General features: G+C 53.8%; 26 protein-coding genes and 1 riboswitch. Of the genes, 16 read left to right on the top strand and 10 right to left on the bottom strand.

Going from position 1 to position 26995, the window contains the following annotated elements; translation table 11 throughout:
- Nucleotides 1–19: 19 nt before the first annotated feature.
- From RIC05_RS00865 to RIC05_RS00840, 6 genes are all read left to right on the top strand, one after another.
- Nucleotides 20–1750 (top strand): ABC transporter ATP-binding protein, encoded by a 1731-nt coding sequence (locus tag RIC05_RS00865; protein WP_350048056.1) that lies wholly within the window; start codon nt 20–22, stop codon nt 1748–1750.
- A 27-nt stretch (nt 1751–1777) separates the two neighbouring features.
- A complete protein-coding gene (locus RIC05_RS00860) occupies nt 1778–2545 on the top strand; it encodes a lysophospholipid acyltransferase family protein (RefSeq protein ID WP_350047889.1) in 768 nt (255 codons plus the stop codon).
- A complete protein-coding gene (locus tag RIC05_RS00855) occupies nt 2542–3834 on the top strand; it encodes a 3-deoxy-D-manno-octulosonic acid transferase (protein WP_350047887.1) in 1293 nt (430 codons plus the stop codon). The genes RIC05_RS00860 and RIC05_RS00855 overlap by 4 nt, the downstream gene beginning before the upstream one ends.
- A complete protein-coding gene (gene lpxK / locus RIC05_RS00850; RefSeq protein WP_350047885.1) occupies nt 3827–4798 on the top strand; it encodes a tetraacyldisaccharide 4'-kinase in 972 nt (323 codons plus the stop codon). Before RIC05_RS00855 ends, lpxK begins: the two co-directional genes overlap by 8 nt.
- Nucleotides 4791–5690 carry an LpxL/LpxP family acyltransferase gene (locus RIC05_RS00845; RefSeq protein ID WP_350047883.1) on the top strand — a complete coding sequence of 300 codons (900 nt, stop codon included), beginning with the start codon at nt 4791–4793 and terminating at the stop codon, nt 5688–5690. The genes lpxK and RIC05_RS00845 overlap by 8 nt, the downstream gene beginning before the upstream one ends.
- Before the next feature lie 111 nt (nt 5691–5801).
- Nucleotides 5802–6395 (top strand): hypothetical protein, encoded by a 594-nt coding sequence (locus RIC05_RS00840; protein ID WP_350047881.1) that lies wholly within the window; start codon nt 5802–5804, stop codon nt 6393–6395.
- Nucleotides 6396–6436: 41 nt separating this feature from the next.
- Here RIC05_RS00840 and RIC05_RS00835 read toward each other — a convergent pair whose 3' ends face one another.
- The 3 genes from RIC05_RS00835 to xseA are packed head-to-tail and all read right to left on the bottom strand — an operon-like array spanning nt 6437 to nt 10542.
- Nucleotides 6437–7993 (bottom strand): gamma-glutamyltransferase family protein, encoded by a 1557-nt coding sequence (locus tag RIC05_RS00835; protein WP_350047879.1) that lies wholly within the window; start codon nt 7991–7993, stop codon nt 6437–6439.
- A gap of 15 nt (nt 7994–8008) precedes the next feature.
- On the bottom strand, nt 8009–8863 hold the full coding sequence (locus tag RIC05_RS00830; protein ID WP_350047877.1) for a M23 family metallopeptidase: 855 nt from the start codon (nt 8861–8863) through the stop codon (nt 8009–8011).
- The gene (gene xseA, locus RIC05_RS00825) at nt 8863–10542 is read right to left on the bottom strand and encodes an exodeoxyribonuclease VII large subunit (RefSeq protein ID WP_350047875.1); all 1680 of its coding nucleotides are present in this window, start codon (nt 10540–10542) and stop codon (nt 8863–8865) included. The genes RIC05_RS00830 and xseA overlap by 1 nt, the downstream gene beginning before the upstream one ends.
- Before the next feature lie 115 nt (nt 10543–10657).
- Between xseA and purD the strand changes: the two genes are divergently transcribed.
- Complete coding sequence (gene purD / locus RIC05_RS00820; protein WP_350047872.1) at nt 10658–11941, top strand: phosphoribosylamine--glycine ligase; 1284 nt, start codon at nt 10658–10660, stop codon at nt 11939–11941.
- Between the two features lie 35 nt (nt 11942–11976).
- Here the strand turns inward: purD and RIC05_RS00815 are convergent, their stop codons facing one another.
- From RIC05_RS00815 to RIC05_RS00800, 4 genes are all read right to left on the bottom strand, one after another.
- Nucleotides 11977–12777: an ABC transporter ATP-binding protein gene (locus RIC05_RS00815; protein WP_350047870.1), complete on the bottom strand. Its 801-nt coding sequence runs from the start codon at nt 12775–12777 to the stop codon at nt 11977–11979.
- A complete protein-coding gene (locus RIC05_RS00810; RefSeq protein ID WP_350047868.1) occupies nt 12774–13808 on the bottom strand; it encodes a FecCD family ABC transporter permease in 1035 nt (344 codons plus the stop codon). Before RIC05_RS00810 ends, RIC05_RS00815 begins: the two co-directional genes overlap by 4 nt.
- Nucleotides 13805–14845 carry an ABC transporter substrate-binding protein gene (locus tag RIC05_RS00805; protein ID WP_350047866.1) on the bottom strand — a complete coding sequence of 347 codons (1041 nt, stop codon included), beginning with the start codon at nt 14843–14845 and terminating at the stop codon, nt 13805–13807. The genes RIC05_RS00810 and RIC05_RS00805 overlap by 4 nt, the downstream gene beginning before the upstream one ends.
- A 227-nt stretch (nt 14846–15072) precedes the next feature.
- Nucleotides 15073–15275, bottom strand: a riboswitch (cobalamin riboswitch).
- A gap of 62 nt (nt 15276–15337) precedes the next feature.
- Entirely contained in the window at nt 15338–16246 is a 909-nt protein-coding gene (locus RIC05_RS00800) for an AraC family transcriptional regulator (protein WP_350047864.1), read from the bottom strand.
- Nucleotides 16247–16416: 170 nt separating this feature from the next.
- Here RIC05_RS00800 and RIC05_RS00795 point away from each other — a divergent pair, with 170 nt between their 5' ends.
- The 3 genes from RIC05_RS00795 (at nt 16417) to RIC05_RS00785 (ending at nt 19276) form a co-directional block, all read left to right on the top strand.
- Complete coding sequence (locus RIC05_RS00795) at nt 16417–17163, top strand: SDR family oxidoreductase (protein WP_502989531.1); 747 nt, start codon at nt 16417–16419, stop codon at nt 17161–17163.
- A gap of 110 nt (nt 17164–17273) precedes the next feature.
- Nucleotides 17274–17540: an Atu4866 domain-containing protein gene (locus tag RIC05_RS00790; RefSeq protein WP_350047862.1), complete on the top strand. Its 267-nt coding sequence runs from the start codon at nt 17274–17276 to the stop codon at nt 17538–17540.
- Between the two features lie 134 nt (nt 17541–17674).
- Nucleotides 17675–19276: an OpgD/OpgG family glucan biosynthesis protein gene (locus RIC05_RS00785; protein WP_350047860.1), complete on the top strand. Its 1602-nt coding sequence runs from the start codon at nt 17675–17677 to the stop codon at nt 19274–19276.
- Nucleotides 19277–19360: 84 nt separating this feature from the next.
- Here the strand turns inward: RIC05_RS00785 and RIC05_RS00780 are convergent, their stop codons facing one another.
- Nucleotides 19361–19993 (bottom strand): class I SAM-dependent methyltransferase, encoded by a 633-nt coding sequence (locus tag RIC05_RS00780; protein WP_350047858.1) that lies wholly within the window; start codon nt 19991–19993, stop codon nt 19361–19363.
- A gap of 154 nt (nt 19994–20147) precedes the next feature.
- Here RIC05_RS00780 and RIC05_RS00775 point away from each other — a divergent pair, with 154 nt between their 5' ends.
- Entirely contained in the window at nt 20148–20642 is a 495-nt protein-coding gene (locus RIC05_RS00775) for an RrF2 family transcriptional regulator (protein ID WP_350047856.1), read from the top strand.
- Nucleotides 20643–20904: 262 nt separating this feature from the next.
- Here RIC05_RS00775 and RIC05_RS00770 read toward each other — a convergent pair whose 3' ends face one another.
- Nucleotides 20905–21261 carry a hypothetical protein gene (locus RIC05_RS00770; protein WP_350047854.1) on the bottom strand — a complete coding sequence of 119 codons (357 nt, stop codon included), beginning with the start codon at nt 21259–21261 and terminating at the stop codon, nt 20905–20907.
- A 133-nt stretch (nt 21262–21394) separates the two neighbouring features.
- Nucleotides 21395–21847 carry a nucleoside deaminase gene (locus RIC05_RS00765; protein WP_350042408.1) on the bottom strand — a complete coding sequence of 151 codons (453 nt, stop codon included), beginning with the start codon at nt 21845–21847 and terminating at the stop codon, nt 21395–21397.
- 297 nt (nt 21848–22144) lie between these two features.
- Between RIC05_RS00765 and RIC05_RS00760 the strand changes: the two genes are divergently transcribed.
- The 5 genes from RIC05_RS00760 (at nt 22145) to RIC05_RS00740 (ending at nt 26952) form a co-directional block, all read left to right on the top strand.
- Entirely contained in the window at nt 22145–22867 is a 723-nt protein-coding gene (locus tag RIC05_RS00760; RefSeq protein WP_350047852.1) for a gamma-glutamyl-gamma-aminobutyrate hydrolase family protein, read from the top strand.
- Nucleotides 22864–24369 carry a pseudouridine synthase gene (locus RIC05_RS00755; protein WP_350047850.1) on the top strand — a complete coding sequence of 502 codons (1506 nt, stop codon included), beginning with the start codon at nt 22864–22866 and terminating at the stop codon, nt 24367–24369. The genes RIC05_RS00760 and RIC05_RS00755 overlap by 4 nt, the downstream gene beginning before the upstream one ends.
- A 6-nt stretch (nt 24370–24375) precedes the next feature.
- Nucleotides 24376–24945 (top strand): 16S rRNA (guanine(966)-N(2))-methyltransferase RsmD, encoded by a 570-nt coding sequence (rsmD, locus tag RIC05_RS00750; RefSeq protein ID WP_350047848.1) that lies wholly within the window; start codon nt 24376–24378, stop codon nt 24943–24945.
- A gap of 101 nt (nt 24946–25046) precedes the next feature.
- The gene (locus tag RIC05_RS00745) at nt 25047–25628 is read left to right on the top strand and encodes a helix-turn-helix domain-containing protein (RefSeq protein ID WP_350047846.1); all 582 of its coding nucleotides are present in this window, start codon (nt 25047–25049) and stop codon (nt 25626–25628) included.
- Nucleotides 25629–25785: 157 nt separating this feature from the next.
- The gene (locus RIC05_RS00740) at nt 25786–26952 is read left to right on the top strand and encodes an MFS transporter (protein ID WP_350047844.1); all 1167 of its coding nucleotides are present in this window, start codon (nt 25786–25788) and stop codon (nt 26950–26952) included.
- The last annotated feature ends 43 nt before the right edge of the window (nt 26953–26995 follow it).

The following is a 26995-nucleotide window of genomic DNA, read 5'->3' as shown; positions in this document are numbered from 1 at the left end:
ACACTGGGGCACTTGGCCGATGGTCAAGCGCATCGTGCAGGATGCAGTAGCCCCCTATTTCGGCAAAATTGTTCTCGCTTTGATTTGTATGGCGCTGATGGCGGGTGCCACAGGCGGCTATGCCTATTTGATGGATCCCGTGATTAACGAGGTCTTCGTCAAACAGAATTCTGCGATGCTCATCCCTGTTGGTGTCGCGGTTCTTTTCTCTTTTGCCCTAAAAGGCTTTGCCAACTATGGCCAGTCCGTTTTGATGAGCTATGTTGGCGGTCGTATCCTTGCCGACATTCAAAACAAGCTATACGCCCATGTCATCCGCCTCGACATTGGCTTTTTCCACAGCACAAACACCGGAAAACTGATCACGCGCTTCACCAGCGATATCTCTTCCATGCGTGCTGCCGTCTCTGTTGCCCTTACAGGGTTCGGTAAGGATTTACTCACAGCCCTCGTCCTGATTGGCGTGATGTTTTATCAGGATTGGCAATTGGCGATCATTGCCTTCACGGTTTTTCCTGCTGCCATTTTGCCAATTGCGCGTTTGGGCAAACGCATGCGCAAAGTCTCGGCCAATACCCAGCAACAGATCGGTGAATTTGCCACCCTTCTTGAACAGACTTTCCAGGGCGTTCGCCATGTAAAAGCCTATGGCATGGAGCCATACGAATGTTCGCGTATGGAAAAACTTGTCGAGACGGTTTTCAAACTCAGCTTCAAGGCACAAACCGTCAGCGCGCGGTCATCCCCGATCATGGAAACGCTGGGCGGTGCAGCGATTACCACCATCATCATTTACGGCGGCAGCCGGGTGATTGATGGCGCAAGTGATCCGGGCAGTTTCTTCTCGTTTATTACCGCCCTTTTACTGGCCTATGAACCGGTCAAGCGCCTTGCCAATATCAATATGAGCTTGCAGTCGGGTCTTGCCGCATCCCAGCGTGTCTTTATGGTTCTTGACCTTGAACCTGAAATCAAAGATGCCCCGGATGCAACAGAGTTGAACATTTCGGGTGGGAACATCAATTTCAACAAGGTGTCCTTTGCATATAACCCGGAAATCACCGCTCTTCGCGATATTGATCTTGAAATCAAGGCAGGCGAAACCGTCGCCCTTGTCGGGCCATCGGGTGCGGGTAAATCCACCATCCTTAACCTGATCCCGCGTTTCTATGACATTGATAATGGTGCGATTAGCGTCGATGGTCAGGACATTCGTGACGTAACGCTTGAAAGCCTGCGTAAAGCTACCGCCTTGGTCAGTCAGGAAATCACCCTGTTTGATGATACGGTTCGCGCCAATATTGCCTATGGCCGTGCCGGTGCGACAGAGGCCGAAATCGAAGATGCGGCCCGCCATGCCGCCGCCCATGACTTCATCCTGCAACTTGAAGAAGGCTATGACACCATTGTTGGTGAAAACGGTGTGAAGCTTTCCGGCGGACAGCGCCAGCGTATTGCCATTGCCCGTGCGATGTTGAAAAACGCGCCGATCTTGCTGCTTGATGAAGCAACATCTGCTCTTGATACCGAATCAGAACGCCACATTCAGGGCGCACTGGCCGAGTTGATGAAGGGCCGCACCACTCTTGTCATCGCGCACCGTCTGTCGACCATTGTTGACGCGGACAAAATCTGTGTGATCAATAATGGTCGGGTAACCGAACACGGCAAACACGAAGAATTGCTTGCACTTGGAGGCGCTTATGCGAACCTTTACAATCTGCAATTCTCAGAAGAAAACGGAAACTGATCCGGGACAATTTCGGGATTTACGGGCGTGCAGTGGCATAAACGGATCATCAGAAGCGAAACCACGCGGAGCACTTTGTGCTGGCTCGCGGCAAACTATGTGCGCCTGATCCATACGACAGGACGTTGGCAAACCAAGGGTGGCGATCATCCTGCCCATTACTTGACCGAAGGCAAACCGTTCATCGTTGCTTTCTGGCACCAGCGGCTGTTGATGATGCCCTATACATGGCGTTCTGTTGGCGGGGATCGTCCGTTTAATATGCTGATCTCAGCCCACCGCGATGGGGATATCATTTCCCGTACCATTGCCTATTTCGGCCCCAAAACCATTGCGGGATCGACCGGCAAGGGCAAAGGCGGTGCTGCGGCCCTGCGGCAAATCCTGAAGGCCTTGAAGGCAGGCGAAGTTGTTGGCATGACCCCGGATGGGCCGCGCGGCCCCCGCATGCGGGCATCAGATGGCATCATTCAGGCCGCCCGGATGGGCAATGTTCCGATTTTCCCCCTGACCTATTCGGCGTCCAACCGAAAGGTGCTGGGCAGTTGGGACAGGTTTGTTCTGCCCCTGCCATTTTCCCGTGGTGTCTTTCACTGGGGCGATCCGATCCATGTTGATCGCAAACTTGACGAAGCTGGTATTGAAGCCAAACGGCTTGAACTTGAAACAGCCCTGACCAAGTTAACGCAGGACACCGACGCGGCCCTTGGCCTTAAAACCATTCCGCCTGCTGGCCCCAACGAAAAGGCAAAACAGAAACGGTCCGAGATGGCGGCGGAGGAAGGCGGTAAATGAGCCTGTTTTACGCCTATCGCGCGGCAACACGCCTGCTTGGCCCGGCTCTTTATCTGTATCTCAACCGCCGGAAAAACCGCGGCAAGGAAGATCCGGGACGGATTGGCGAACGCTTTGGTCATCCCAGTGCCATGCGCCCCAAAGGTAACCTTGTCTGGATACATGGTGCCAGTGTCGGTGAATCCCTGTCTGCCTTGCCGGTCATTGATGAAATTCGTCGACGATACCCGAATGTTTCGGTGCTTGTAACCACCGGCACTGTCACCTCGGCGGCATTGATGCATGATCGTTTGCCACACGGGGTAATCCATCAGTTCATTCCGATTGATCGGCAAGTCAGTGTGGCGCGTTTTCTCCATCACTGGAAACCGGATGTCGCACTTTGGCTTGAAAGTGATCTTTGGCCAAACATGCTGACCAAGGCCAAAAAGGCTGGCGTAAAACTGGTTCTGCTCAATGGGCGCATTTCGGCAAAAAGTTTTAAGGGCTATTCACGATTTCCGTCCTTCATTCGCCCGGTCATTGCGGCGTTTGATTTGATCCTGACCCAAAGTGTCGAAGAATCCGAACGGTTTGAAAGCCTAGGTGCAACCCATGTAAAAACCGCAGGGAATTTAAAATTCGCGGCCCCGCCGCTTCCGGCGGATGACACCGAACTTGCAAACTTGCGCGAACAGATCGGCCAACGCCCCGTCTGGCTGGCATCAAGTACCTTTGAAGGCGAAGAACGCATTGCCGCTGACGTTCACAAGGAACTGATCGCGACACATAATGGTCTTTTGACCATCGTTGTTCCACGCCATCCCAATCGTGCTGATGACATCGAAGCGGACTTGATCGCCCAAGGATTACAGGTTTCACGTCGCAGCCTCGGTCACGCGATTACACCGCAAACCGACATATATCTCGCCGATACCATTGGCGAGTTGGGCCTGTTTTATCGCATCTCCCCGATTTGCTTTATGGGTAAAACCATGTGCGCAACGGGTGGTCAGAACCCGCTCGAACCAGCCAGACTGGGTTGTGCTATTCTGCATGGTCCGGATATGAGCAACTTCATCACCATCAGCGAAGAAATGCGGGCAGCTAGTGCCTGCCGTCCCGCCGCAGACGGTGCAGATTTGACCCGTCAGGTTGGTGCACTGTTGCGCGATAGCGCAACAACGCAAAAGATTGCCGATGCAGCTCTTGCTTATGCCAATTCCAAGGCAGAAGTTCTGGATCGCACCCTTGATGCGTTGCGTCCGATCATGAGCGAAAAATCGATCAAAGAGGTGGATCATGCGTGATCCGCGTTTTTGGCAACATGACGGAATTGTCCCGACACTCCTAAGACCGTTATCGGCATTCTGGCGTGCCGGGACATGTATTCGAAACCTGACCATAACCGCCCGCCATCCCGGATGTCCGGTTTTTTGCGTTGGGAACTTTACGGTTGGGGGGGCTGGCAAAACACCAACAGCCATTGTTTTGTTCGAAATTTTAACAGCCCTTGGCCGTACACCGCATTTCGTAAGCCGCGGCTATGGCGGATCAATCGTGGGTCCACATCGCGTCGATCCGAACAATGACCGCGCCGCACAGGTTGGCGACGAACCACTTTTACTTGCCCAACACGGTCCTGCCTGGATTTCGCGCGAACGTTTCCTTGGTGCTGAAATGGCCCATGCGGCCGGCGCGGATGCAATCATTCTTGATGACGGGCTGCAAAACCCGTCCCTGATCAAGGATTGTAGTTTTGCCGTCGTTGATAGCCATTATGGCATTGGCAATGGTCAGGTCATGCCCGCAGGCCCGATGCGCGAACCCCTGCTAAGCGGCCTTGAAAAGGTCCGGGCCATTATCCTGATCGGCGATCAGACGCCAAGATTTATTACGGACCTGCCTGCGTCTGTCCCGGTACTCCGAGCACAGATCGAACCGATTAATGGTGCTGATTTTGCCAATCAAAAGGTCATGGCCTTTGCCGGCATCGGACGCCCGGAAAAGTTTTATGACAGCTTAAAACAGGTTGGGGCCGAAATCGTCAAAACCCAAGACTTTGACGACCATCATGTCTTCAGCGAGCACGAGCTGATAAACTTGCGGACACAGGCAGAACAGCTTGGCGCAACCCTTGTCACCACCCAAAAAGACCTGATGCGCTTGCCAATGGAAAGCCGCGACGGCATAAGCAGTTTGGATATTCGACTGGCCTTTGATGCACCAGATCAGCTTTCGACAATTGTGAAGACCGTACTTGCCAATGGATAAGAACAGCAAATTCTATCAAATGCGTCAGAAATACATCTCGCACCCGCTGCAGGGGTTTGGTGCATATCTGATCTATTGGCTGTTTGCCGCAATGCCCGTTGATATGGCATCCAATTTTGGCGGCTGGATTTTGCGTAAGATTGGCACAAAACTTGGCCAATCGAAAAAGGCCCGCAACAACCTTCGGCGCGCTTTTCCGGAAAAATCTGCCGAAGAAATCGAAGAAATCATCGCCGGTATGTGGGAACATCTTGGCCGCTCTGCGGCCGAAATTCCCCATCTGCACAAAATGCAGCCCAGTGGCCCCCGCATCGAGATTATTGGTGCCGAACACGGTCTGGCATCCAAAGACGACGGCAAAGCCGGACTGTTCTTTACCGGCCATATTGGCAACTGGGAAGTCAGCATGTGCATTGCCAGCGTGCTTGATATGGACATGATGAGTGTCTATCGCGCGCCCGACAATCCATGGGTTGATGGCCTGTTCATGCGCGCGCGGAAAACTTTCCGTGGGCAGCTGGTAAAAAAAGGCCCTGACGGTGCGCGTAAACTCACCCGCTTCATGAAGGAAGGCGGGCATGCCTGCATGCTGGTCGACCAGAAAATGAGCGACGGCATTGCGGTTCCGTTCTTCGGTCGGGATGCCATGACCGCCCCCGCCTTGGCGCAATTTGCCTTGAAATATGATGCGCCCATTATTCCCGTTCGTGTTGAACGTCTCGAAGGTGCGCATTTCCGTATGACGTTTTATCCGGCGCTTAATATTGAAAAGACCGGTGATCGTCGCAGGGATATTGCAAACATCATGACGGACGTGAATGCGACGATGGAATCCTGGATCCGCGAGCGCCCTGAACAGTGGCTTTGGGTTCATCGACGCTGGCCGAATTAGGATCAGGACCCATTAATTTGAGTGTTATGGCATTCATTAACTGATTACGAACCCTGATCGCGCACACTCGCAGTTCTCGCCTTTCAGAATGCTGCCAGGAGCCCTCGTTTTTTGCGCCGTTTATTGATCATTCTGTGTTTGATGGTCGCTGGATCGATTTTTATCGTTTGGCCAAGCATGGCGCTTGACCATGACAACGATAACATCCAGGAAACAGCGCGCGATATCCGTTTGCGCTTATCTGAACTCGACCTGCAACTTAAAGAACACTTGCGCAAGGCCCTGGAAGAATATGGCGACCGCCCGGTTGAATGCTCGGCCGATCAAACCAGCAAAACCCTTGCTGAATGCGTTGAAGTCGATCCATCTGGTCTGACTCAAACCACCATCACCATCGCCCATACGTATGAGAACGATGAAAACCTGATGGGGGATCTGTCCGACACCGAAGAACGGTATGCCCTGTTCACGCAGGAAATGAACAAGACCAACGATCTTTTGGCCCGCGCTGGCGCCAAACTCTACCTGAACAGTCTTGATGTCGCCCCGGAAATGGATCAGCTGCGCCGGAACGTCATCATTTATATCGAACGCAAAGAAGCCAATGAATTGCGCACCAAACAGGCACTGTTGATTGCAACGGTCGCCATTATTCTGGTTGCGATATTCTCGCTGATCTTCGCGGTTATTCAGCGTATTCGATAGCGGGTTTGGAACGAAAAACGTACTTATCAGCACCAGAAAACTTACGCTTCGTCTTCGCGCGCACCAATGATCTGATTGCCATTGCGTCTGGCATCCCCCACGGCTGAAAACTTCGCACCACCGGCACTGACCTTTGCGGCATGCACACCGCCAAAGAACATATCTTCGCGGTCCCAACGCTGCTGGTTGTCAAGACTAAGCCGATCCAGAAGGGCCGTATCAAATCCCGGTTCAACTGACAAAAGACCCTCTTCGACATGCAACCGCGGTGCGGCCACCGCACCATGAAGCGTCATGTCAAACACATCCATGTTCAGCAACACCTGAAGCATGGTGGACCGGATTCGGTTTGATCCCCCCGATCCCAAGGCAACCGCACTGCCGTCATCGCCGAGATAAAGTGCAGGCGTCATCATCGATGTCATCCGAACCCCGCAGGGCCAATGATGGAACCCATCGGGCGACAAATCTGCTTCGCCCAGCATGTTATTCATCATGATTCCGGTTTGCGGCACAACCCGACCCGATGAAGACCCGTTCGAGATCGTGGCTGCGGCAAGATTGCCATGCTCATCCACAACGGAAATATGGGTCGTGCCTTGCTGACTTAACGGTCGCTCGCCAATCATCAGACGATAGCGTTCGCAAAGCTCATCTGCCAAAATGGCCGAGGATGCGCCATATTCACCGCGCACCAGCCCTGTGGCATGAATGATCCGTGAAATGGCTTCAAGATGGCGGGCCGACCCAAAATTCCCCAAGGCCATCTCGCGCGCCAGTTTCAGGCCAAACCCAACCAGAACCCCGCCAGATGCCGGTGGCGAGTTTAAAACAAACCGCCCTTTGCGCCCGCCAACCAAAAGCGGATCCCGGATCAAAACCCGGTAAGCCGCCAAATCTTCTGCCGTCAGATAACCGCCAAATTCCTGACATTCACGCACCAATGCATGGCCAAGATCACCATGATAAAACCCATCCGCACCGGTGCGCACCAGATAGGAAATGCTTTCTGCCAAATCGGGCTGACGATGAAGGGTACCTTCATCAAGCAATTCAAACCCGCTTTCATCGGTTGATCCGGGCTTACCAAACACCGACCGGCTATCAGGCGAAAATGCCAAAAGCGGTTGAACAATCCCCATGACATAGCGTTGAAAGGCATCAAGGATAACGCCGTCACCTGCTGCAATGATCGCTGGTTCGGCCAATTGTGCCATCGGCAGTTTTGCCAGATCGCCGTGGAGCTTGAACAATCCGGCAATCACACCGGGTGTTGCCACCGATCCATAGCCGCCGTGAAATTCCTGACTTACACCACCGGCGAAAGTCGCAAAGCGGCTTTCAAATTCCAGATCTTCGCGCGGACGTTTTTCAAGCGGGGTTTCAACAAAGAAATCATAAAGTCTGGGCGGTTTTCCTTCTGGTCGGGCCATAACAAACCCGCCCCCGCCAAGGGATGCCAAAACAGGCTCCGCAACGCATGCCGCCCACATTGCTGCAATCACCGCATCAAACGCATTGCCACCTTCATCAAGCACACGAGAAGCAGCGCGTGCGGTGACATCATGTCCTGCGGCAACGGCCCCGTGTGTTTTCATGGCATGCGTTTCCCATCAATTGTTGGCGTTTGCCGCCTTTTGCGCCTCGTCCATCGGCGGAACCAGCAATTGGGCATCCACCCGGGCGGCCCCGACATTGATCCGCCAATCAAGATGCGGCCCGGTTGCCCGCCCAGACGCCCCGACCTCGCCAATCAAATCGCCCTGTTTAACAACCTCACCAACCTTCACATCAATTTCCGAAAGATGCAGAAATGCCGAAACCATGCCAAGTCCGTGATCGATAAACAATGTCGCACCCGAAAAATACATATCAGGATGGGCAAGGGTCACAATCCCGTCGGCCGGGGCGACAACCGGCGTTCCGGTCGGAACGGCAACATCCACCCCCCAATGTGGGGCTCGCGGTTCGCCATTTAAAATACGTTGTGATCCATATACACCACTGATCGGACCAAGAACCGGCCAGATGAACCCGTTTTCAAGGAATTTCTCGGTAAAGCGTTCCGTTCGGGCTTCGCGGGCCTGACGCGAATCATCCTTGATCCGGCTCATCACTTTTGGATCAGGTGTCACCATTTTCGGCGGCAGGCCATCAATGCGTTGAATGTTGAATTCACGGTCACCGATGTCATAGGCAAATTCTTCGACACTGCCATTCGCATGTTTAATGCTGACTTTCGCCGGGCCTTCATAATCGCGCGGGAAACCAAGGATGAACCGACCATCGGGTGCGATGGTGTCAATCGCATCGCCATCAAGCAGAACCTGAACACCGGCATCGGTTTGACCAAACACAATCCCGCCTTGAACAAACTGGCCTTGATAACTTGGCTCAGCCGCCTGAACCGACAGGCTTGCGGCCAGTAATCCGGAAACCGCCAAAAGGGTCGTGATTGCCAAACGCATTACAAAAGGCTCCCCTGCCTGTCATCGTCCTGTGGGTTCGGTTTTTTCTTTTTCGCCGGTTTTGGTTTGACCGGTTTTTCGGGCTTTGGTGTGGCAGAAATCTGACCCCGATTTTCAGAACCACGCCCCCCGCCATCTGATGCAGGGGCAGCGGCTGTGACACCTTCACCCGCCGTCATACGGGTTACGCCATCCCCCATCTCAAGATCATAGCCCTGACCAGATATGATATCAGCCGATTTTCCAACAAGATTACCATCGCCGTCGCGCACAACGGCAAAGCCGCGTTTCAGCACATTGCGATAGGAATAGCTTTCCAGAAGGCGCTCATAGCGCGCCAATCCTTCGGCTTCGCGTTGGGTTATGTTTTTAACCGCGGCCTGCATCCGCCCGGCAAGATCATTTGTCTGCTTACCTGCACGCATGATATCGCGTTTGGCATCCGATGGACGCAATCCGGCCGTCGCACGATCAAGGCGTGATTTTTGCATCTGCATGGCCGATTTCATTGCGCCATCCAAACGCAGTGCCGCATTTTCCAGACGCCCACGTTTTTCAGACAATTGTTCACGCGGACTGACCAGACGGGCGCTGATTTCGTTCAAACGTGCGCGCGCCTGCTGGGTGACATTGGCCGCAGCACGCGGCAATCGATCTGCCCAGTTATCGAGCATCTGACTGCGTTCTTCGAGCATCCTTTTAGGATCACCCAAACCACGTGCCAGACTTTCAAGGGCTGTTTTCTTTTCCACACCCAAACGGCGCACGGCCTGTGCCAGACGCAGACCGTTTTCTTCAACCTGACCAATCAGATCAATACGCACCGGCACGGCCTTTTCCGCCGCCCCGGTCGGGGTCGGGGCGCGCAAGTCCGAAACAAAATCAATCAGGGTGGTATCGGTTTCGTGACCCACTGCCGAAATTACCGGAATGTCGGAATCTGCGACCGCACGGGCGACAATTTCTTCGTTGAACGACCACAAATCTTCAAGCGACCCGCCGCCACGCGCGACAATCAAAACATCGGGCCTTGGAATTTGGCCATAGGGCAAAAGATCGTTAAACCCGCGTACTGCTTCGGCAACCTGTTCTGCCGCCCCCTGTCCCTGAACCAGAACCGGCCACAACAATACCCGGCGCGGAAAGCGATCGCGCAGGCGGTGCATGATATCGCGGATCACCGCCCCGGTGGGCGATGTGATGATGCCAATAACATCAGGAAGAAACGGGATCGGCTTTTTACGATCCGGATCAAACAGGCCTTCGGCAGCCAGTTTCTTTTTGCGTTCTTCAAGAAGTTTTAAAAGCGCGCCTTCACCGGCGACTTCCATGCTTTCAATGACGATCTGGTATTTCGAGCGGCCCGGAAATGTCGTCAGACGTCCTGTAACGATGACTTCCATGCCGTCTTCGGGCACCAGTCCAAGCTTGCCCGCCTGCCCGCGCCAGCACACCCCGTCAAGAACGGCCTTGTCGTCCTTAAGTGCCAGATACATATGGCCACTACCGGCCTGTTTGAATCCGGAAATTTCACCGCGCACCCGCACAAAGGAAAAGGCATCCTCGACCGTCCGCTTTAACGCATTGGACAGATCAGAGACCGAAAATTCAGGCGTATTTCCCGATTTCGCAGGCGTTTCGGGAACCGGGGCAAAAGGGTCGAACAAATCTTGCGTCATCAAGGGTACTTTATGCTAAAAGCCCGCATAATTTATCAAGCGGGGTGGACAAGGTACTAGCCTAGTTCATCGCGCATGGACCATCAAGCAATCGGACAAGTCGAAGGATAAAGTCATGAAAGTTCTGGTCGTTGGCGGCGGCGGACGTGAACACGCACTATGCTGGGCGATTGCGCGCAGCCCGCGCATTACCAAACTTTGGTGCGCACCGGGCAATGCCGGCATCGCGGATTCGGCCGAGTGCGTGGCGATTTCCGATGGCGATATCGATGGTCTTGTTGCCTTTGCCAAGGACAATGCGGTTGATCTGGTTGTTGTCGGCCCCGAAGCCCCGCTGGTCGCTGGCCTTGTTGATGCACTGGATTCTGAGGGCATCAAATCCTTTGGTTGCTCCAAGGCCGCTGCACAGCTTGAAGGCTCCAAGGGGTTCATGAAGGACATGGTGGCAAAGTTCGGCGTTCCGACGGCTGCTTATGGTCGTTTTACCACGCCGGATGATGCCAAGGCCTTTGTTGAAAAACATGGCGCACCGATTGTGGTCAAGACCGATGGCCTTGCTGCGGGCAAGGGTGTAACCATTTGTCATACAAATGACGAAGCCTATGCTGCGATTGACGAATGCATGGTCGGCGGCAAGTTCGGCGATGCCGGTGCTGAAATCGTTATTGAAGAATTCCTTGTCGGCGAAGAAGCATCCTTCTTTGCCATTTGTGACGGTGAAAACGTTATCCCGCTGGTCGCAGCACAGGACCACAAGGCGGTTGGCGAAGGCGACACCGGCCCCAATACCGGTGGTATGGGTGCTTATTCCCCGGCCCCGGTTTTCACAAACGATGTCGAAGCCAAGGTCATGGAACAGATCATTGTTCCCACTGTTAAAGGCATGGCGAATGAAGGCCACCCGTTCAAGGGCGTTCTGTTTGCCGGTCTTATGATTGACGATGCAGGCAATCCGAAACTGATCGAATACAACATTCGGTTTGGCGATCCGGAATGTCAGGTTCTGATGACCCGGCTTAAATCAGACGTGCTGGATATCCTTGAAGGTGCGGCCACCGGAACGCTTAATACCGTCAAACCGCAATGGTATGAGGAAACGGCAATGGTGGTTGTGATGGCTGCCAAAGGTTATCCGGGATCATATGAAAAAGGCACCGAGATCAAAAATGTCGACGTCGCCGATGCGATGGACAAGGTCAAAGTTCTTCATGCCGGGACCAAATTGGCTGGTGATAAACTCACCGCCACGGGTGGCCGTGTTTTGGGTGTGACCGCACGCGGTACAACTGTTAGCGAAACGCAAAAACGCGCCTATGCCGCTGTTGATGCGATTGACTGGCAAGATGGTTTCTGCCGCCGTGATATCGGCTGGCGTGCGGTTGCCCGCGAACAGAAATAACCCATCGATAAAATTACCGAATTTGAAGGCCGGGTTTACGCAACCCGGCCTTCTTTTATGTCTGCTAGCGTTGTGATGGATGTGTGGAATCGGATGGCACAGCGCCCCTGATCATCGGCATCGACACTGGCCCGTACCCCGAAAACATCCCGTAAATTTTCTGGTGTGAGGATTTCAACCGGACGCCCGATCGCAATCAACCGTCCCTTGGCCATCATGGCAATCCGGTCACAAAACATCGCCGCATGGTTCAAATCATGCAAGGCGGCAACCACGGTTAACGGTAATCTTCTGACCAGTTCAAGCAGACCAAGCTGATGGCGGATATCAAGATGGTTGGTTGGCTCATCTAACAGCAAATAAGTCGGTTCCTGTGCCAAGGCACGGGCGATATGAACGCGCTGTTTTTCCCCGCCGGACAAGGTATGCCACATCCGGTCCTTCATTTCGGCCATATCCACCGCGATCAGGGCATCTTCGATAATGCGGTCATCGTTGGTGGACCAGGGTGTTAAAAGGCTAAGATAGGGTGTCCGGCCAAGCGAAACGGCTTCGCGTACCGTAATCCGGTCAATCGTGTCGGCCTGTTGTTCAACAAACCCGATCTGACGGGCAAGATTGCGCCGCCCGACCTTTTTCATTTCCTTGCCATCCAGAAATGCCTGCCCGGTTGACGGCGGGCGAATACCCGAAAGAACCGACATCACACTGGTTTTGCCCGACCCGTTAGGACCAATCAGGCCAAGAAATTCGCCCGGCTTCACCGAAACAGATACATCTTCGATGATCTTTTTAAATCCGGCGGACCAGCCGACATTTCGCAATTCAAGGCTCATCGCAGAACCCTTCCATGACACAGGATCAGGGCAAAGGCCGGTGCACCGACAAGGGCGGTAATCACACCAATCGGCAAAACCTGTCCCGGGACAATGACGCGTGACAACACATCCGCTCCGACAAGGAACAACGCCCCGATCAATGCCGATAACGGTAGCAAAACACCATGCCGTGTCCCGACAAAAAAGCGCGCCGCATGCGGGATCACCAATCCGACAAATCCGATAGAACCGACAATACTGACCATCACAGCGGTCATTAATGCGGAAACACCGATCAAGACGACATAGGCCCGGCGCACGGGCACACCCAATGAAGCCGCCGAATCGCGGCCAAAGGTAAAGGCATCCAAAGAACGCGCATGCCAAAGGCACACCACAAGACCAAAAAGAGTGATGGGTAAAGCAAGCCACACATCGGGCCAGCGCACCCCGCTTAGATTGCCAAGCAACCAGAACATGATGCCGCGCGCTTCCTCGGCACTGGCCGATTTCGTGACGATAAAGGATGTCACGGCATTGAACAGTTGCGCCCCGGCAATCCCGGCGAGAATAATCGCGCTGGTTCCCCGGCCTGCCTGCAACGAAAGCAACGCCACAAACGCAAACGCGACAACCGATCCGATAAAGGCACCAACGGATAATCCAAACATCCCGGCCCCAACGCCAAGGATCGCGACACTTACCGCGCCGGTCGATGCCCCGGCCGAAATCCCCAGTAAATAGGGATCGGCAAGACTGTTGCGCAGAAGCGCCTGTAAAACCGCCCCGGAAAGTGCCAGTGCAGCACCACAAGACGCGGCAACCACCGCCCGGCTCAGACGATAATTCCAGATAATTCCGGCATCAATCGGATCAACCTCATAGCCGGCATTCCAGACATGGTTGGCAATCGTATCAAAGACGGTTTTCACCGGAATGGCAGTTTCACCCACCGATGCCGCAAATGCCAGCACCAGACATAAAAGTATCAACGCGACAATTGTCGCGCTGATACGGTTTTCAAATGCTGATGAAAGCAAACTGATCAATTGCTGTGATCCGCCTGAAATTCTTCAACCGCATCGGCCAGTTTTTCAATGCCATCAACGGTACGGATCGTCGGGTTCATCGACAGCGCATCAAGGACGATGATATTACCGCTTTTGACCGCTTCCATCTGGCTTGTCACCGGATCGGTTTGCAGGAACTTCATTTTGAGTTCCCAGTCATCGGCCGGGAACCGGCGACGATCCATTTTACCAATCGCAATGATATCAGGGTTGGCGCGCGCAATGGTTTCCCAACCGACTTTGGGCCATTCATCGTCGCTTTGAACGACATTCTTCACACCCAGCACATTGGCAATATAGGCGGGCGCACCTTTTTGACCGGCGACAAAGGGATCAACATCGATCTCGGCACTGGAAAACCAGAACAAGGTTGAAATTCCGCTGCCATCGACCGCACTTACACGGTCGCGTGCAGTCTTTTCGCGGCTTTTGATGTCAGCAACCAATGTTGCGCCGCGATCTTCGACATCAAAGATTGCCGCCATTTCCGTAATCGCCTGATAGATCAGATCCATCGAAAATGCGTCAATCCGCGTCCCGTCGCCGCCCGTGCTGTTGTCTTTGCCAACACAATCGGCCGGTGCGGTATAGACCGGAATGGAAAGTTCGGAGAACTGCTTAATGGTTCCAACCGCGCCGTTCGGTCCGACATGCCACTGATACTGGTTGGTCACCAGATCGGGTTTCTGACCGACGACACTTTCAAAACTTGGATCATTGTCGGCAAGACGCGGGATGGCTTCGTTGGCAGTGCTGTATTGCTCCAACACCGGATTAAACCAGACTGCTGTTCCAACAACCTTGTCGGCCAGACCCAGCATATAAAGAATTTCGGTATTACTTTGCCCAAGCGAAACAACCCGTTCCGGTGCCTTGTTAAAAGTAACGCTTCGTCCGCAATTTTCGATGGTCAGTGGATACTCCGTCGCGGTTGCGACAGATGCCTGTGACACCATACTTGCGGCAATCACCCCGGCCGCAAATGCATGTTTAGTCCGTTTGATCAAAGCGATCACGTTGCTGTCCTTTCTCGGATAGACCGACTGCACATGCGAAATGCACAACCGGCCAACACAATCGTATTTGTTATGTTATAACATAACAAATACCTGACTAAGGTCAAGAGACTGGCTAAAGCATCTGGAAATGGCGGAAGGTGTCAGATACGGAACAGGGACACGCCGTTTATTACGCTGTCGGAGCCGCGGACACATGCCGACATTCTCCGAGGCACCCCGCCCGGTCCGTCGTCTTCGTGTCGGCAGGTCTCCTGGCTCGCGGGTCATTGCTTTTTCTGGCCTTCCCGGGCTCACCCAGTGGCTTTGTTCAGAAAAAGGCTCACCGCCTACAGTTGCGGGGGCAGCTTCGGTTGGCAGTCACACATTTCGCGTGACCACGTCGAATTCCCTTTATCCAAATTTGGATACCGACACAGATAAGGATGTCACACAGCCATCCATACCCGTCAAGTGAATTACCCCGCGTTACGGGGTGCAGCAGACTTTCAATCAGGTACTCACAGGTAGCGAATGATTGGGATTATTCAGAATTGCCGTGATGTCGCGCATCGGTGGTGCGCCAAACATCCGGGCATATTCACGGCTGAACTGGGATGTACTTTCATAGCCGACTTCATAAGCCGCACTTGCCGCATCCTTCATTTCAGCCAACATGATTTGCCGTGCCGTCGTCAGGCGCAGGCGTTTTTGATATTGAAGCGGGCTCATGGCTGTAACCTGCTTGAAATGATGGTGGAAGGAAGACGGGCTCATATTCGCATGACTTGCCAGATCATCGACACTAAGAGGTTTGTGGAAATTATCCTTCATCAAGCGCAACACAGCCGATATCCGCTGCATGTTGCTGCCGCCCATCGCAAGCCTTGCGATCAACGCCCCCTTGCCTGTGCGCAGCAACCGATAATGCACTTCACGCATCAAAAGCGGCAGCATCACCGGTATTTCTTCGGGGCATTCAAGTAACTCCACCACACGCAACACAGCATCGACCAAATTGTCGCTTATCTGTTCGACAAACAATCCACGGACACTGTCACCATCCCCCGCCAGATTGATGTCCATACGTGAAACCAGATCACCCAGAACCTGTGCATCGAGATCAAGCGACAGGCTGCGATAAGGGGCATCTTCGGTTGCGGTCGTCACATGCCCGACCAGCGGCAAATCCACCGACGCCACAAGCAACTGCCCCGGCGCATAGCGATAGACATCCTGCCCAAGGGTCACTTCCTTTGACCCGGAAATGATCAGACACAGGCACGGCTTGTAAATCGTTGGCACTTTTAAGGTCGGGCCGGTTGACCGATACATCCAGACAGGTTCGACGTCTGTGCGTACAGCACCATTCGCATCGCAGTATTTGTCAATCAGATGACACAGCTTTTGATAGTTATCCATCACCAAAACCCTTTGATTTCCTAGCATGCAGTATACATGCGCAGGGACCAACGAAAAGCATCACTTCGCGCATTTGGAGGATTAGGCAATCGATGTCGAGTTCTGTGTATTCATCAAACCGGTTTGAAACGACACAGTAAGCGCCATGACCCAAACCCAAGGAGGATGTCATGTCGAATCCGATCAATTATGTTGAAAACAAAACCATCATCATCACAGGTGCCAGCAGCGGCATTGGTGAAGCCACGGCAAAATTGCTTGCCCAACGCGGTGCCAAAGTTGTTCTGGGCGCACGTCGTACCGAACGCCTTGATCAGATTGCCACCGAGATCGAAGCAGCCGGCGGCACGGCCATGGCCCGTGCGGTTGATGTCACGGACGGCGAAAGCGTTGAAGCCCTTGTCTATCATGCGCAGAACATGTTTGGCCGTGTAGATGCGATCTTTAACAATGCCGGTGTCATGCCGCTTGCGCCGATGTCGGAACTTAAAACCGACGAGTGGGACAACATGATCAATGTCAATATTCGCGGCGTTTTGAATGGCATTGCTGCGGTCCTTCCGATCTTTAAGGAACAGGGCAGCGGGCACGTGATCAACACCGCGTCAATTGGTGCCCATGTCGTTGTGCCAAGTGGTGCTGTTTACTGTGCGACCAAATATGCCGTTTGGGCCATTTCCGAAGGGCTGCGTCAGGAAAGCGACAACGTCCGCGTAACGACAATTTCACCGGGTGTTGTCGAAACCGAACTTGGTCACGACATCACCGATAAAACCAGCAAGGAATTGCTGACCCAGTTCCGTCAAATCGCCCTTTCCCCGGATGCCATTGCGCGTGCTGTTCTTTACGCACTTGATCAACCCGCAGACGTTGACGTTAACGAAGTCATCGTCCGACCAACCGCGTCGGCATTCTAATACCGACCAAGACGCGGGGTTCCATCATGAAACGCGCCGTTTTCTTATCCAGATTAACAGTCTTGCTGATGGTGTTCGCACCATCAGCAGCCTACCCGCAGGAGACAGAAATGAACACCATTTCCAAAACCGCCCCGCATCCTTATGTCGGGATGTGGGTGACCGAAGATGGTCATATCCGTCAGGAGCTCCGTGCTGATGGACGCTATGACGAGGCACGGGGTACGCGCCAGTCTGCCTATCAGGGGGACTATCAGGTATCAGGCAGCTACATCACCTATCAGGATGATACCGGATTTACCGCCGATGGCTATTTCGAAAATGATGTGCTTTATCATGGCGGAATGGTCATGTTTCGCGAAAACAACGGCAACTAGGGTCCAAACTCATTCACTGCACGTCGCCATGCAGAAAATGCAATGGTTGCACCTTGAATTCGCCATCTTTGATCCCGATTACCTCCACACTGTTTGATATTATTCAGGCACCTTTGATTAACGGGACTTGGTGAATGACGACTTCTTTGGAACGCAGACGTTTTCTGAAATCCGTGGCCGCAGCAGGCGTGATCCTGCCGGGCATGTCGATGTTTGGCAGTGCCCTTGCGGCAAATGACACGCTTGAACTTGGCAATGCGCAAAGTTTTGACTTTGCAGCCCTGATTGATCGCGCCCGGGCCATGGCCGGCAATGATTATGTCGCACCGATTTCCCCTGATCCCGAAACCGTCGGCAAGATCGATTACGACACCCATGGCAAGTTGCACTATAAGCGCGATCATTCGCCCTTTGCAGACGGTTCAGGCACCTATCCGGCGACCTTCTTCCATCTGGGTATGTATTTTGCCAAGCCGGTGCATATGTACTTGCTTGAAGATGGTGCTGCCCGCGAAGTGATCTATCGTCCCGATTATTTCGACATGCCCGAAGACAGCATTGCGCGAAAGCTTCCTGACAACAGTGGCTTTGCCGGTTTCCGCCTGCATGAAAACCTTGAACGCGATGACTGGAAAACACAGGATTGGGCAGCCTTCCTTGGCGCATCCTATTTCCGCGCAATTGGCGATGAAGGCCAATATGGCCTGTCCGCACGCGGGATTGCGATCAATACGGCAACCTCACAACCCGAAGAATTCCCCGATTTCCGGGAATTTTACATCGAACCGGCGAAATCGGCCGAAGACCCGGTGACGATTTACGCCCTGCTGGATGGGCCAAGCATCACGGGTGCGTATAAATTCCTGCTGTATCGCGGGGATGGTGTGACGATGGATATCGAAAAGCACCTGTTTGTCCGCCGTGACATCGAACGCCTTGGCATTGCGCCACTGACCAGCATGTTTTGGTATTCCGAACAGAACAAATCATTCCGGTTTGACTGGCGTCCTGAAGTGCATGATTCCGACGGGCTGGAACTTTGGACCGGTGGCGGGGAACGTATCTGGCGTCAATTGAACAATCCGGAAGTGATCCGCACATCGGCTTTTTCTGATAACAATCCACGTGGCTTTGGCCTGATGCAGCGCGACCGCGAGGTCAGCCATTATCTTGACGGTGTCCGCTATCACCGCCGCCCCAGCCTGTGGGTTGAACCGTTGGAAAACTGGAACAATGGCGCGGTTCAACTTGTCGAAATTCCGACCGATGACGAAATTCACGACAATATCGCCTCCTTCTGGGTTCCCAACGAACCGGCCAAGGCGGGCAATAGCTATCAGTTCAAATACCGTCTGTATTGGCAGGCACAAAATCCGTTCCCGGTAACCGAACTTGCCAAAGCTACCGCAACCCGCATGGGCCGCGGCGGGGAACCGGGCACGAACCGCCCGAAGGACGAGATCAAGTTTTCGGTTGAATTCGAAGGCGACATTCTGGGAACGCTTGAATATGGCGAGTTCCCCGAAGTCATCGCATCAACATCGCGCGGTGAAATTGTCAGAACCAAGATCGAACCGATCATGGATACCCGGATCTGGCGGGCGGAATTCGATCTTAAGGCTGCGGGTACTGACCCGGTTGATCTTCGGATGTATTTGAAACTTGATGATGCCCCCTTAAGTGAAACCTGGATGTTCCAGCATCTGCCGGGACTTGATAACCAACGCCAAGGTTAAGCCCGCATTCACGACAAAACGAACCATCACGGACCGGCATTCACAAAGTGCCGGTCCGTTTGCGTTTCAGAAGGGTCTGAATGCCTAAGCTTTGCGTTCAAGGGCGATGACGGTATCTGTCACCGTGCCTTTTTCGCCCTTGGGGCCGGTTGCCATGCGGTCGATATTATCAACACACACCCGGGTCCAGTCCGAAGCATCAAGGTTCAAGTTGTCGAACGCTTCTTGGGGTGTTGGAAAAACCTTATCTGGATAGTCCCACGACCAGGATGGGACCGAGCCGTGCGATGCAATCAAAAGCATCCCGCCGGGCAGAACCCGGTTTGCCGCCATGTGCAAAATCGCATCGCGTGCAAACACAACGGGGGATTCCAGAAATTGCGCCGTAATCAAATCGAACTTTCCGTCTGGAAAGCCTGTCATTAAATCGTGGGCGGCAAACGTGATCTTGTCGGCAACGCCATTGCGCGCTGCATTGGCCCGCGCGTAATTCAGTGCCGTTTCGGAAAGATCAATTGCGGTTACCTGCCAGCCCCGTTTGACCAACCAGACCGCATCATCACCCTTGCCACAGCCAAGTTCCAGTGCAGTGCCGGGTGCACGATCTTTGACAAAGCGCTCTAACACAGCAGATGGCCGACCACTGGTTTCCGGGGATGCTTTTTCATAATGCTGTTGCCAAAAATCAACCGGGTCCATGTTCGGATCAACCTTCATCAGATATCTCTTTCAATTGTGGTGTGAGATCGCATGGCGAATCACGTTACATTAAAAGTTACATGATTTAGCTTACCTGTCAATTTCATGTATCTTTGGATGTTGCATGTGATAGAAATAGCTGCAGCCCAAACCCACAACAGGAGCACTCCCGATGCGCCAAGACAATCGTATGCCCCGCGTTCTGCATGCGCTTTTGCATCTTGATCAGATGGATGGCCCCGCCACATCCGATCAACTTGCCGGGATGCTCAATACCAATCCGGCTGTCGTGCGCCGGACCATGGCGGGATTGCGCGATCAGGGGTTTGTGACATCGACCAAGGGACATGGCGGGGGCTGGCTTCTGGCCAAGCCGCTGTCGGAAATTACACTTGCCGGGATTTATGATGCACTGGGCGCGCCCAAGCTTTTTGCACTGGGATACAGCAACGACACGTCTGAATGTTTGATGGAACAGGCGGCCAATGCGGCGACAGCAGCCGCCCTTGCGGCCGCATCACAAACATTCCTGCATGCGTTATCGTCTGTGACCATGGCCGATCTTGCCGATGATTTTGAAGTGCGCCTAAAGGAACTTGGCCTGACGCCGGACAATTACCGGCAAAGTGACAGCGCCCAAAAGGCCCATACAGGCACCGGGCACTAAATCGCAGAAAACAGCCAAGCCCCGAGCAACTTGCCAGCGCCAATATCAAGTTGAGCATGTTTACTGGTATCTGGCGGACAGAGTCCAACTATAAGGCCGATGGCACCGACCCGGTTGATTCTCAGATGTGTTTGAGACGTGGTGATTCCTGCATAGCGAAACCTAGATGTTCCCGCATTCGCTCGAATTGCGTGGGAAAATGCGGGAACAACAGATTTGGTTGCAAGTATAGGCCTGTTTTCCAAGCCAACAGAGCAATTAATTACACTTTTGGCCGAAGCCAATACACTACATGTACATCACTTGCCTGCTGGCCCCAATACTCCGCATAATAATTACTTTGTCCACTGATATGGGCTTGGAACGTATTTTCCCCAAGGTAAGGCACATCCCAAGAGAAATTAGCCAGAAAAGTATCTCCTGAAGTGACAATCACACCAGCTTCAGAACCAGTCATGATGCCGTTCGAATGATGATTCCACCATAACTCTTGGTAAGGCTGAAGTTGTGATGCAGGACGCTCTCCCCATGCTCCATGCGCTGATTCGGTGCACTCGAAATTCAAAATCATGTTCGTCATGTTGAAGAACCTAGAAGTGACTAAAATAGCATCTGACACTCAACACTCCTTCCTAATATATAAACAATGATATTCAACTATAGATTAAAATTCGACTTCTTCAACGGGCATTTGAAAGCCCAAAACCCCGCCAAATTTTGATCTGTTACAGCGCAGAAGAAACTGATGAAAATCAGCGCAGACTGACAAAGAAATCCTTCAACAATTTACCTGCTTCAACCTCGCCAATCCCGCCATACACTTCGGGGCGATGATGGCAGGATGAGCTTTCAAACACGCGCGGGCCGTGATCAACCCCACCGCCCTTGGGATCATAAGCCCCGAAATAGACCCGGCGCAGACGGGCAAATGAAATGGCCGTTGCACACATCGGACAGGGTTCGAGCGTGACATACAAATCACAATTGGGCAGACGTGGTTCGCCCTTGGCCCCGGCAGCAGCCCGGATCACAAGAATTTCGGCATGTGCGGTTGGATCGTTCATTTCTTCGGTCAGGTTCCCGGCACGCGCCAGAACTTCGCCGGTATCGGCATCGACCAGAACCGCGCCCACGGGCACTTCGCCACGGCGCGCAGCGGCGCGGGCTTCTTCAAGGGCCATGTCCATATAGCTGTCTGCACTCATGATTTTTCATCCCGCTCGTGTCGTGGACAAGTGACATGGCTTGCCAGAACTACGCTTGTTTTTAATTTATTAGGGTCTGTAAAATACGTTCATGCCATTGTGCTATCAGAGTGCTATCTCACACAGGTTCGGTCAAGCCATCATCGTCGCACCCTTCATTTGGGCATGATCGTTGGCAGCCTGCACAGAACGCATAGACTATCGGCGTGAATTGCCGTTGCTCTTAGCCGGTTACACAGGTAGTTTCCGCCAAACTTAATTCGCCATCTCGTCACCAGCATCAGGGTTCTATCCGTCATGACCACGCGTAAGCCGATCATTGGCATAACACTCGATTCCGAAGAACCGGGCGGTTATTCGAAATTCCCTTGGTATGCGCTGCGTGAAAACTATGCCGGTGCGGTTGCTGCGGCTGGCGGCATTCCGATGCCGTTGCCCCATGAAGTTGACCTTGTCCCGGATCTGCTTGATCTGATTGACGGGCTGGTTGTGACCGGTGGTGCCTTTGATGTTTCACCAGCCCTGTTTGGTGCAAAAGAAGTGCATGACACGGTTGTCACCAAGGATCGCCGCACCAAATTTGAATGGGCAATGGCCGAAGGTGCACTTGCCCGCGATATGCCGGTTCTGGGCATTTGTGGTGGGCAGCAGCTTTTGAACGTCATCCTTGGCGGGTCGCTGATTCAGCATATTCCTGATAGTGTTGAAAACTGCCTTGCGCACGAACAGCCAAATCCGCGTGATGAAGCAGGTCACGATGTGACGGTTGAAACAGAAACGCTGCTTGCGAAAATTGTTGGCGATGTCAAAACGCTTTCGGTCAATTCCGCCCACCATCAGGCGGTTGATGGGGTTGGCCCGGATGTGATCATTAATTCCTATGCGCCTGATGGCGTTATCGAGGGAATTGAACATCCAAAATACCGCTATTGTCTCGGGGTCCAGTGGCATCCCGAATTTCATATCAGTTCGGGTGATGCGAAGATTTTCGACGCCCTGATTTCCGAGGCCCGCAAATGAGCGACAAGAACCCGACCCCTGACGAAGCCAAACCAGAACGCATTGCCAAGCGCATTGCGCGGTCGGGCGTGTGTTCACGGCGTGATGCCGAACGCATGATCGAAGAAGGACTGGTCAAACTCAATGGCAAGGTGCTTGACACACCGGCTGTGACTGTGACCGACGAAGACGAAATTTACGTCAATGGCAAACCCTTGCCGGAAAAAGAAAAACCGCGTCTGTGGCGTCTGTTTAAAAAACGCGGGCTGGTCACCAGCCACCGCGATGAACAGGGCCGCGATACGGTATTTGAACATCTGCCAAGTTATGTTCCGCGCGTGATTTCGGTTGGCCGACTTGATTTGAATTCCGAAGGTTTGCTGTTGCTGACCAATGACGGCGAACTTGCCCGTTATCTGGAATTGCCGGCAACAGGTTGGGCACGGCGTTATCGCGTGCGCGTTCATGGCCGCATTGAACCGGAAAAACTTAAACAGCTTGAAGACGGTGTGACCGTTGATGGTATCCAGTACGGATCCATTCACGCCGAAATCGATGTTCAAAAAGATTCCAATGCCTGGATGACCGTGACGCTTCGCGAAGGCAAAAACCGTGAAATCCGCCGCGTTATGGAACATCTTGGTTGGCCGGTAACGCGTTTGATGCGTGTATCTTATGGCCCCTTCCAGTTGGGAAGTCTGGCACCGGGAGATTGCGAAGAAATCACCGGCAAGGTGATGAAAGAACAGCTCGCTGCGTTCTTTAAAGGCGACTATTCGAAGGTTTCCGAAAAGAAATCCGTTGCCCGTGGCGGCACCGCCCGCCCGAAGGCACCGCGCACTGTTTTTGGTCAACCGGCACAGCGTAAACGCCAGCAAGGTGGTCCGGGTGCAAATCCTCAGACCACGAATGATGCCGAAGAACCGCGCGATAGCCGCCCACGGTCAGGTGGCACTGCGCGGCCTGATTCTGCGCGTTCCGGCTCGGCAAATTCCGGCAAACCACGGATTGGCGCAGCCCCGCGTGCCAATATGCGCAGCAAACCGGCCACCCGCGATGATCGGTTCGAGCGTGAAGACCGTGACGAGCGCAGCGGTGGCAATGCCCGCCCAACCAACAAGGGCCGTGGCCGTTACAGCGCCGAAGGTAAATCGGGCGGCACAACAGGTGGTAAACCCGGTGGATCGACCGGCGGACCACGTAGCCGAAATGCCGGTGGCCGCGACACAGAAGGCCGCAGCGGCGGCGGTAGTGGTCGTGATGGCGGACATGACAGCGGACGTGGCAGCAGTGGTCGTGACGGCGGACGTGACTTCAGTGGCCGCGACACCGGACGCGATAGCGGGCGTGGCGGCAGTGGTCGTGACAGCGGGCGTGATAGCAACAAACGCGACGGTTCCGGTTTTAGCAACGCACGCAACAAGCCGTTGCGCCAGTCATCTGGTGGTCGTTCGGGCAATGCTGGCACCAGCACGCCGGGCCGCAAGCCTGCAGGCAACCGTCCCAAGGCAAGAAAGGACTAACCCGTCATGCGTATTGTTGGCGGAAGTCATCGTGGGCGTCTTTTGAACGCACCGGAAGGGCGCGACACGCGCCCGACCCTTGATCGTGTGCGAGAGGCGCTGTTTAGCATCCTGTCACACGCATCGCGTTGGTATGACGATGATTTCCATCCGCTGTATGACGGCATCATTCTGGATGCCTATGCCGGGTCTGGCGCCCTTGGGTTAGAAGCCATCTCACGCGGGGCGTCAAAGGCGGTGTTCTTTGACACCGACCGCGTAGCGGTTGCGATCGTCAACCAGAACATTGCCGATCTTCGCGTCACAGAACAGGCCCGCGCCCAACGGGCCGATGCCACCAAACCACCGCATGCAACCGAACCGGCCAGCATGATTTTTCTTGATCCGCCCTATGGCAAGGAATTGCTGGATTCCAGCATCTCAGCCCTTGCCGCTGCGGGCTGGATCAATGGCAACACCCTGATCATTGCCGAACGCGATCCACGCGACCCGGAAATCACGGTTGACGGGTTTGACTTGTGTGACACCCGCAAATATGGTCGCTGCCAGATTGATATTGGTCGTCTAAGCATCTAGATCCCGCTGCCAATCACGCAGATCAGCCATTCACACCAACCTGCTGCCTTGATGCCGATTTTATGGTACCGTTTTATCCAATCCAAGAACGGTTGGTTGCGATGAAAGCCCTATCCCAGACTGCACCAGATAAAGAATTCGGTCGCCTGTTGCGGCAATGGCGCCGCACGAGCGACATCAAACAATCGCGTCTGGCCGACATTCTGGGCGTGACACAGGCAACCGTTTCGCGGTGGGAAAACGCAACACAGCGCCCTGCCCCGCTGCAATATGATCTGATCCATCAAATGATGACGCGCAAACGTAATTTCCGTCTGGATCATGCGGTCAAGCGGCTCGTTACCCACTCAAACCAGCGTGTTCACCTGATCGAAGACAGATCGCATCGGCTTTTATGTGCATCGACGGTTCGCGAACAGGAATGGCAACGCGATTCCACGACCCTTCTGGGAACGTCGCTGTGGCGGTTTGCCACACCAGAAATCGCTGTCACTGAAAAAAGCCTGCATGACCTTGGCTGGCACGAAGATCAGGCCGATCATTTAACGTTTGAGACGTCCCAACGGGAAGGTGCGCCGATGCGCATAGTTGATAGTTACATCCTTTGGGAACGGTTCTTTTTGTCTGATGGCACTGCCGTTCGACTGACCACCGGATATGATCAGGCGCCTTTGCACATCTAAAGCCCTTTGCATCCCCCCACGCATATTTCATTCGTGGAAAATTCCAGCGGATTTCAGTTAAACATGAAATCCGCTTTGCTGTCGTTTCCATGCGCAGCTCAGCGATTATACAGTATCGCCCCATATCACAAGAAACGCCCAGTGACGGAACCGCCCCATGCCGCCGATCTTTGCCATCAGTATCCTTTACGGACTTGGATTAACCGCCTCGATGCAGGTTGGTCTAGTCGGCCCCATCGCCCCTGACTTGCGGGCAGGGTTCGGATTAAGTCAGGCAGAATTTGGCCTTGTCGCGTCTTTGATCACGGCAGCCGGGGCGCTTTGCGCCATCCCGACCGGGGTTTGGGCAGCACGGGCGGGTTTGCGCAAGTCACTTGTCCTTGGCTGCGTGATGATGATCATTGGTGCTTTGATCTTTGCAACCGCGCAAGTCGCCGCCCTGTTATATGTCGGGCGGATTGTGACCAGCATCGGCTATTTGCTGATTGTTGTCGGCGCACCAAGCTGGATGGCCGGGTTTAACAACCCGAAACTGGTCGCGATGGCCATGAGCATCTGGGGCACGTTTATTCCCGTCGGGATCGCCATGGGCAACTGGGTCAGTGCGGCGATGGTGGTCTGGCTTGACTGGCGACTGGCCGTTGCCGCCTGCACATTGCCGGTCGTGATCCTGTTGCCATTTCTGGCCTTTATCGGGAAACCCGCCACCAGTACGGTGCGCAAATCCTTAAAGGTCGGGGTAATGGGGGTTTTAAAATCCCGTTCGGCCCTTCAGGTTGCCCTGACATTTTCTGCCTTTGCCGGTGCAACATCGGCCGCCCTTGCCTTTATGCCCGCCATGCTGGCCGATAACCTTGATATCGGCATTGCCTTGGCAGCCGGGATCATTGGCGTGACAGCCATCGCAGGCAATATTATCGGCAGCATTGGCGCTGGCATGGTGCTTGGCCGTGAAGTGCAAGGCCGGGCAATTCTGATGACCTTCCTGCCGATGATGGCGATTGCGATTGCAGCCCTGTTTTCAAGCACAAACATCATGCTGAGCATCACCTGCCTGATCATTTTCAACATTGGGCAAGGTGCCGTTGCGGGCACATGCTTTGCCATGCTTCCCGGCATTGCCAAAGGCGGCCTTTCGATGCCTGCCCTGCAAGGGATGCTCGCCCAGTTTGCCGAAATCTTCGTTGTTATTGTCCCGCCGATAACGGGGGCGATGATTGACTGGAACGGATGGACAGGTGCAGCCGGTATCCTTGGCGGTTTCTATTTTGCCGGTTTCCTGATTTCAGTTGGCAAGTCACCATTCAGGCGTTTTGCGACCTAAGCTGCCACTGACCTCAGCCTAACCTATACGATACGATGACTTG

The organism is Thalassospira sp. (genome assembly GCF_040218635.1).
Lineage (GTDB): Bacteria > Pseudomonadota > Alphaproteobacteria > Rhodospirillales > Thalassospiraceae > Thalassospira.
The sequence above is the reverse complement of the archived record's forward strand: the minus strand, read 5'-3'. Positions and strand labels throughout refer to the sequence as shown.

Bases quoted from the DNA above. Each gene is read 5' to 3' on its own strand.
- RIC05_RS00830 (WP_350047877.1), bottom strand. From the start codon at position 8,863: ATGCGTTTGGCAATCACGACCCTTTTGGCGGTTTCCGGATTACTGGCC.
- RIC05_RS00745 (WP_350047846.1), top strand. From the start codon at position 25,047: ATGAAAGCCCTATCCCAGACTGCACCAGATAAAGAATTCGGTCGCCTG.
- RIC05_RS00755 (WP_350047850.1), top strand. From the start codon at position 22,864: ATGAGCGACAAGAACCCGACCCCTGACGAAGCCAAACCAGAACGCATT.
- rsmD (WP_350047848.1), top strand. From the start codon at position 24,376: ATGCGTATTGTTGGCGGAAGTCATCGTGGGCGTCTTTTGAACGCACCG.
- lpxK (WP_350047885.1), top strand. From the start codon at position 3,827: ATGCGTGATCCGCGTTTTTGGCAACATGACGGAATTGTCCCGACACTC.
- RIC05_RS00780 (WP_350047858.1), bottom strand. From the start codon at position 19,993: ATGAAGGTTGATCCGAACATGGACCCGGTTGATTTTTGGCAACAGCAT.
- RIC05_RS00760 (WP_350047852.1), top strand. From the start codon at position 22,145: ATGACCACGCGTAAGCCGATCATTGGCATAACACTCGATTCCGAAGAA.
- purD (WP_350047872.1), top strand. From the start codon at position 10,658: ATGAAAGTTCTGGTCGTTGGCGGCGGCGGACGTGAACACGCACTATGC.
- RIC05_RS00785 (WP_350047860.1), top strand. From the start codon at position 17,675: ATGACGACTTCTTTGGAACGCAGACGTTTTCTGAAATCCGTGGCCGCA.
- RIC05_RS00795 (WP_502989531.1), top strand. From the start codon at position 16,417: ATGTCGAATCCGATCAATTATGTTGAAAACAAAACCATCATCATCACA.
- xseA (WP_350047875.1), bottom strand. From the start codon at position 10,542: ATGACGCAAGATTTGTTCGACCCTTTTGCCCCGGTTCCCGAAACGCCT.
- RIC05_RS00835 (WP_350047879.1), bottom strand. From the start codon at position 7,993: ATGAAAACACACGGGGCCGTTGCCGCAGGACATGATGTCACCGCACGC.
- RIC05_RS00740 (WP_350047844.1), top strand. From the start codon at position 25,786: ATGCCGCCGATCTTTGCCATCAGTATCCTTTACGGACTTGGATTAACC.
- RIC05_RS00790 (WP_350047862.1), top strand. From the start codon at position 17,274: ATGAACACCATTTCCAAAACCGCCCCGCATCCTTATGTCGGGATGTGG.
- RIC05_RS00855 (WP_350047887.1), top strand. From the start codon at position 2,542: ATGAGCCTGTTTTACGCCTATCGCGCGGCAACACGCCTGCTTGGCCCG.
- RIC05_RS00845 (WP_350047883.1), top strand. From the start codon at position 4,791: ATGGATAAGAACAGCAAATTCTATCAAATGCGTCAGAAATACATCTCG.
- RIC05_RS00800 (WP_350047864.1), bottom strand. From the start codon at position 16,246: ATGGATAACTATCAAAAGCTGTGTCATCTGATTGACAAATACTGCGAT.
- RIC05_RS00815 (WP_350047870.1), bottom strand. From the start codon at position 12,777: ATGAGCCTTGAATTGCGAAATGTCGGCTGGTCCGCCGGATTTAAAAAG.
- RIC05_RS00865 (WP_350048056.1), top strand. From the start codon at position 20: ATGGTCAAGCGCATCGTGCAGGATGCAGTAGCCCCCTATTTCGGCAAA.
- RIC05_RS00765 (WP_350042408.1), bottom strand. From the start codon at position 21,847: ATGAGTGCAGACAGCTATATGGACATGGCCCTTGAAGAAGCCCGCGCC.
- RIC05_RS00775 (WP_350047856.1), top strand. From the start codon at position 20,148: ATGCGCCAAGACAATCGTATGCCCCGCGTTCTGCATGCGCTTTTGCAT.